The organism is Holospora curviuscula, from assembly GCF_002930195.1.
Taxonomy (GTDB): domain Bacteria; phylum Pseudomonadota; class Alphaproteobacteria; order Holosporales; family Holosporaceae; genus Holospora; species Holospora curviuscula.
The window spans coordinates 1-6290 of the sequence record NZ_PHHC01000095.1 but is presented as its reverse complement, the minus strand read 5'-3'; the positions used below and the strand labels follow the sequence as shown (position 1 = coordinate 6290).

General features: G+C 37.0%; 3 protein-coding genes and 1 pseudogene. 1 reads left to right on the top strand and 3 read right to left on the bottom strand.

Annotated features, from left to right (window positions below):
* Window positions 1-759 precede the first annotated feature (759 nt).
* Entirely contained in the window at window positions 760-2826 is a 2067-nt protein-coding gene (locus tag HCUR_RS04805; protein ID WP_104206996.1) for a sodium-translocating pyrophosphatase, read from the top strand.
* Window positions 2827-2991: 165 nt separating this feature from the next.
* Here HCUR_RS04805 and HCUR_RS09190 read toward each other — a convergent pair whose 3' ends face one another.
* The 3 genes and pseudogenes from HCUR_RS09190 to HCUR_RS04790 form a co-directional block, all read right to left on the bottom strand.
* On the bottom strand, window positions 2992-4125 hold the full coding sequence (locus tag HCUR_RS09190) for a hypothetical protein (RefSeq protein WP_207760925.1): 1134 nt from the start codon (window positions 4123-4125) through the stop codon (window positions 2992-2994).
* Between the two features lie 271 nt (window positions 4126-4396).
* A complete protein-coding gene (ssb, locus tag HCUR_RS04795) occupies window positions 4397-4828 on the bottom strand; it encodes a single-stranded DNA-binding protein (RefSeq protein WP_104206995.1) in 432 nt (143 codons plus the stop codon).
* Window positions 4829-6184: 1356 nt separating this feature from the next.
* A pseudogene (locus HCUR_RS04790) lies at window positions 6185-6290 on the bottom strand (IS5/IS1182 family transposase); the annotation flags it as partial.

Sequence of the window (6290 nt, the reverse complement as noted above, 5' to 3'; positions counted from 1 at the left end):
GCTAATCTCACAGTGCTCCGCTTGTTCTGGCTGATAAGCATCAGGATCTATTTTTATATCGTGTTCTAAACAGTAGCTTGTCTATTGCGCTGGCTGGCTTATAGCGAACAAATTTCGGTTCTAAACGGGTACTCCTTCTATAGCCTGCTTACCCATTCCCACACGTCTACCCGATTCCTCACAGCGCACCGCTTCTTTACTTCTTAATGCATAAACTCTTACGATGAAAATCCTATGAATGCAACAGCTTTAAATATTTTTTTTTCTTCTATTATAACCGCTCTATATTTATTTGGTTATAGTATACACCTATAAGTTTTAACGAGTTTTTGAATAAAGATTTTTTTCGTCATTGGGTACAACAGAGTTGAATCAAAGCGCTACAGTTTGAACTAATTGTGGGGCATGCTTCATTCTATAAACGAAACCATAGATTAAGGAGATAATTGGAGAATTCTCTCTATGATACGAGACTATAACCCGAAATATGATTTTATGCACAGATCAAACCTTTCAAAATTCCCCCAGACCGATAGCCTAACAAACCCCAGCGCTATGGTCTTAAACGTAATGGCACTTAGGTTTCGTCACACTTGAATAATAGCCTCTCAGTTGCGTAACCTGAGCGAAGAAAAGACAAATTTTTTTGAAGGCAAAAAGAGTCTACAGCCCTAGTTTCTCATGCGCTCTTTTTTCTTCCTTCCCTTGCATTTTAGGGATATTTCTGTAATGCTTTAAGAAAATAATAAAGAGGTGGAGATGAACACAGAATATATTGGGCTAGGTCTCGCATGGGCTTCTGGCATAATTGCTTTACTCTACAGCGCAACCATTGCAAAAAAAATTCTTTCATTATCTTCGGGTACCCTAGAGATGCAACGTATTGCTCAGGCTATCCAAGAGGGGGCTCAAGCGTACTTAAAGCGTCAATTTCTAACTATTTCTTTTGTGGGGGTGATTTTGGCGGTGATGTTATATGGAAGTTTGGGATCCCATGTGAGCTTAGGATTTATCTTGGGAGCCATTCTTTCTGGTGTCAGTGGGTATGCAGGCATGAGTGTTTCCGTGCGTGCGAATGTGCGCACTACAGAAGCGGCGCGCTCTGGGTTGGCACAAGGACTGGCCGTAGCTTTTCAAGCTGGTGCAATTACAGGATTTTTAGTGGTAGGATTAGGACTTTTAGGGGTAGTAAGTATTTTTACATTCCTTACCATCATGGAGGGTACAGAAAGATTTCTTTTGGAAACGCTTATTGCCTTCGGGTTCGGCGCTTCATTAATCTCTATCTTCTCTAGAGTTGCTGGAGGTATTTTTACAAAAGGTGCGGACGTGGGGGCTGATCTTGTTGGAAAAATTGAACAGGGAATTCCCGAAGATGATCCAAGAAATCCAGCAGTTATTGCAGACAACGTAGGAGATAATGTGGGAGATTGCGCTGGTATGAGTGCAGACATCTTTGAAACTTATGTGGTTACACTGGTGGCAGCATTACAAATTGCATTTTTAACGGTGAATACAAGTCGTGAACTAATGATTTATCCCATGGTGGTAAGTGGCGTATGTATGCTAGGGTGTATATTGGGTACTTTTTCGGTACGTTTAGGTAAGAAAAAAAATGTTATGAATGCATTGTATAAAGGATTAGGAACGTCAATTGTGTTATCCATTGTAGGATTAGTTTACGTAACCTGGATGTTTTTTGGATTTGATCAGATATTGTATGATAAAGTTACGGGACTTTCTTTAGTATTGAGTGGAACGGTAGGGATGGTATCAACAGCAATATTGGTATGGATAACAGAATTTTATACTTCCACCTCCCATAGACCTGTGCAACAAATTGCCCGAGCTTCCGTAACGGGGGCCGCTACCAATGTTATTTGTGGCCTTGCGGTTTCTATGGAAGCATGTTTTTTTCCTGCAGTAGTGGTGTGTAGTGGAATATTATGTGCTTATACCTGCGCAGGATTGTTTGGTATAGCGTTGGCCGGATCCAGTATGTTGGCACTGGGAGGCATTATCATTGCTATTGATGCTTACGGCCCAGTCACTGATAACGCGGGGGGCATTGCAGAAATGGCAGGACTTCCACCAGAAGTACGAGAAGTGACAGACGCTTTGGATGCCGTAGGTAATACGACAAAAGCAGTAACAAAGGGGTATGCTATTGGGTCTGCTGCTTTAGCTTCTTTGATCTTGTTTTCTGCGTATACCCAAGAATTAAAACATTTTTTTCCAAATTTAAGTATAGATTTTAGCTTAAATAATCCATTTTTGATGACAGGACTATTTTTAGGAGGAGCAGTACCTTATGTATTTTCTTCCATGAGTATGAAGGCAGTGGGTAAAGCTGGGGCTGCCATCGTCGTGGAGGTCAGAAGGCAATTTTCTGAGATTAGAGGCATTATGGACGGCTCTCAAACACCAGAATATGGAAAAGCGGTGGATATTTTAACAAAATTTTCTTTAAAAGCAATGATTCTTCCTTCTTTGTTGCCTGTTGTGTTACCTCTGGGTGTTTACAGTGTGATTGCTTCTGGGTTTGGTCAGATTCAGGCGTTCAGCGCTTTGGGAGGGGTACTAATGGGCACTATGATTACTGGATTATTTTTGGCCATCTCCATGACCTCCGGAGGAGGTGCTTGGGATAATGCTAAAAAATATATAGAGGCGGGTCATTTTGGAGGAAAAGGATCTTCTGCTCACCAAGCTGCTGTGGTGGGGGATACAGTGGGAGACCCCTACAAAGATACTGCAGGACCTGCACTAAACCCCTTTATTAAAATTGTTAATTTGGTTGCACTGATGTTACTGGCATTTTTGTAGATTTTCTCGGAATTATGTTATATTTTGACTCAGGGATACAAACTCTGATTTTCTATACATATTTTTTTACCCTGAGTCCTCTGTATAGAACTCATCTTAGAGTAAGCCGGTATATTGATTTTTCGGCTTACTGCGTTAAGCTAACAAGAAATTTTAGGAGATAGTTTATGGGAAAATATTACTTCTACTTTTATCTCTTCTTCCTTTTTTATGAAGTGTCTTCTTTTTGTTATCGAGTTTCTCTTTAAGCTCTTCTTGTGCCTGCCTTAATGCATTTAATATTTTTTCTTGCTTTGCAATCTTAGAACGCGTTTGTACGTTGTGTTCATCTTTTTGTATTAAATCTGTTTTTCGCTTTTTCAAGTCCATCTCTAATGCCTCTAAGATATCATTGGCTTGCACTCTTTCTTGTGCAGTTTGAAGGTTTTGGCCTTCGGTTGCAGTTTGCTCAATACGCTTAATCATATCTATGACACTGTTATCTAAGATTGTTTCAGTTTTTGCGTTTCCAATATTTGTTGCTTCTGCTTTAAAACGTGTTATATCTTCATCATTCAGATATTTTTTTGCGTTTTCCACTTTTTTTAGCAAAGAATTAATTAAGTTCATTGTAATTCGATTATTATTATTATTCGAGCCAGCTTTTTCAGCCTCTTCTTGCAGGCCTTTTAAAATTTTTTCTTTTTGTTTAATTATGGTTGCAAGCCTCGTGGAATGTTTTGAGCTAAGATTATCAAGGTCGATATTAAGCGTACTGGAAAGTTTAGATAGTATACTGGTCTTGTCTTCGGCATTAATTAATATTTTTTTTACTATATTATCTAATTGATTTGGAGAATAAAAACTCTCTATCGAATCACTTTCATTGATTTCCTTTTCGACTTCTTTGGGCAAAATAGTTCCCTCTTTAAGATTTTTAAGGTCCTCTGTTATCGTCATGTTTTCTGCGATTACTTTTTGTAATTCTTTTTCTTTTGCTTCTTGTTCGGCTTTTCCTTTTATTTCTTTTTCGGTTTTTTCTTTTGCTTCTTGTTCTGCTTTTGTTTTTGCTTCTTGTTCTTTTGCTTCTTGTTCTTTTGCTTCTTGTTCGGCTTTTTCTTTTGCTTCTTGTTCGGCTTTTTCTTTTGCTTCTTGTTCGGCTTTTGCTTTTGCTTCTTGTTCTGCTTCTTTTTCTTTATTTGTAGGTACGGGGGATGGAGCGATGATAATAGATTTTGTCATTCCGCCCGCTCCTTTCGAGTAAAGTGCGTCACTGTGCAGCGCAGATAAAGTTAATATTATTAAAATTTTTTTATCCATTATATCTATCATTACTAAAAATCACATCTATATCATAGTAAAAAAAGATTAATTTATTATTTTGCTGAAGAGTACAAATGAGTGAGCTTTATTGATTTTTTCAACAACTTGCTCACCTTAATACAAGAAGAAATTAGTTTATTAATGTAAAGATAAGTATTATACATCAAACGTGCCGGGAAACATCTTTTTAAACTATTACTGTCTGATTAATTTTTTAAAGGACTAAATAGTTCGTCTTGACGTATACAGTGGATATTAAGAAAAAACATTAAAAAGGAATCTCATCTTCCTCCATGGTAAGGCAATCTTGTTCTTCTGCGGGACCAAAAGAGTGTCCTAAATCATGGTCTGTGTCTTGAGATTTACTTTCTAACATAGTGACAGTTCCTTGATAACGAACGACGACTTCGATACTTTTTTGCTCTTTTCCTTCTTTGTCCACCCATTTTCTGGTACGCAAACTTCCCTCAACAAAAACTTTTTTTCCTTTTTTAAAATAACGCTCGATTATGGAAGCAAGTTTAGGGTTAAACACAACAACGCGATGCCATTCGGTTACACTTTTAATCTCGCCGTTTTTGTCCTTCCAGCGTTCTGATGTAGCAACAGAAAAGTTAGCAATTTTACTCCCGTCAGGCATTAAACGAATTTCTGGATCTTGTCCTAAGTTTCCTACCAATATAATCTTATTTACACTCATTTTGTATCTCTTTTTTTCATATGGGACGCATTCTACAGGATATTGTAATATAAGTAAACTATACCTAACACAATGACCAAAAATTGTTATTTTGACTGGGTGGTGTGGACATCGAGAGGAAAAATACTCCAACTAAAGCATCGTAATATGCGTTGAGAATTAATGGAGGATGTAAAAAGACAGTACTGTGGGTGGGTCAGCACATGGACTTCTTAGAAAGATTGATCTAGAGGATAGCGGTAGATATAATAGGTTCATAGAATGCGCTAAAGCTGGGGTTTAGTATCACTAGATTCAATATCTTCACACTAGATTCGGATCACCAGGAAACAATTGATTAAATTTACAATCATAAACGCTTCTGATGATGTTTTAAAACAACAAATTTACTGCGTACCCCTAAACCAAAAAATTTTGAGGCATTAGAGGATAAAATAGCGTGATTCTCATCATAACAATTGCGTCATACCCAATAATCTCAAAAACTTTTTGAACATTGTTCAATATTTGTGTTATTTAACCCCGCTTCATAGAACCTTATTTTCAAGGTGTTCCCATACTTTTCTCACCTTTTTACCTAACGTCCACTCTTTTATCTTATTATCTTAGATTTAATCTTTACACAGCGGATCTATTGAACATGCACTCAATTATAGCCGCGCTCTTCATATAATTTTTTATCATAATATTGTTACGTTTTTCTCTCATATTTTGTAGGCACAACAGCTTTAGCGTCTATAAATTTTTGGTATCTGTTCTATAACTGGCGTCCTGTCTTTTTTAGCCATTAATACTGACATAGTTGATGCTTTTATGCAATCTAAAGCTTTGATATCGTCCGATCTCTGACCTAAAAAACCCCTAATTGGGATGTCAAGCGCATCATATACAGTGTGCTACTCAATCTTCTTTTTTAGCTCTTATACTTACACACCAAATTTTACATTGTTTTAACATCGGAAGCCTTCATGATTCTAGAGTTAATTATTATCTACATTTAGCGCCAAAATATTTAATAGTCGGCCACACCTTAGAGCCGTTACTCTTTAAGTAAAGTGCTCTAGGGATTACTTGTTCTGGTCACGTAAATTTTTTCTCTTATACATTTTTCAGTATGATAGCTTCTAGTTCTTCTATCTCTTATTTTACTAGAAAAACTGCGTTTGATCTATTGAGCTTTTTTTAAATTCTATAGCATTTTACCTACTTATATTACAATTTTTTAATTATATCCTGCTTGCGCTCCCAATATTTACACCATCTAAAGGCCCCCTCATAACAATAAATATTTGAAAAAAGAAAAATAATAGGGAATGCCTTGAAGGGTGAACAATAGACCGCCTGCATAACGAGATGTCAGGATAACTCCATGGTGTAAATAGCTGCTATTAGATTGAATCTGAGTCCAAATCGTTTACGTCTATTTCTGTATTGATCAGATATGATTTTGAACCGTTTAATC

Coding starts and splice junctions, on each gene's coding strand:
- HCUR_RS04805 (WP_104206996.1), top strand. CDS start 760: ATGAACACAGAATATATTGGGCTAGGTCTCGCATGGGCTTCTGGCATA.
- HCUR_RS09190 (WP_207760925.1), bottom strand. CDS start 4,125: ATGGATAAAAAAATTTTAATAATATTAACTTTATCTGCGCTGCACAGT.
- ssb (WP_104206995.1), bottom strand. CDS start 4,828: ATGAGTGTAAATAAGATTATATTGGTAGGAAACTTAGGACAAGATCCA.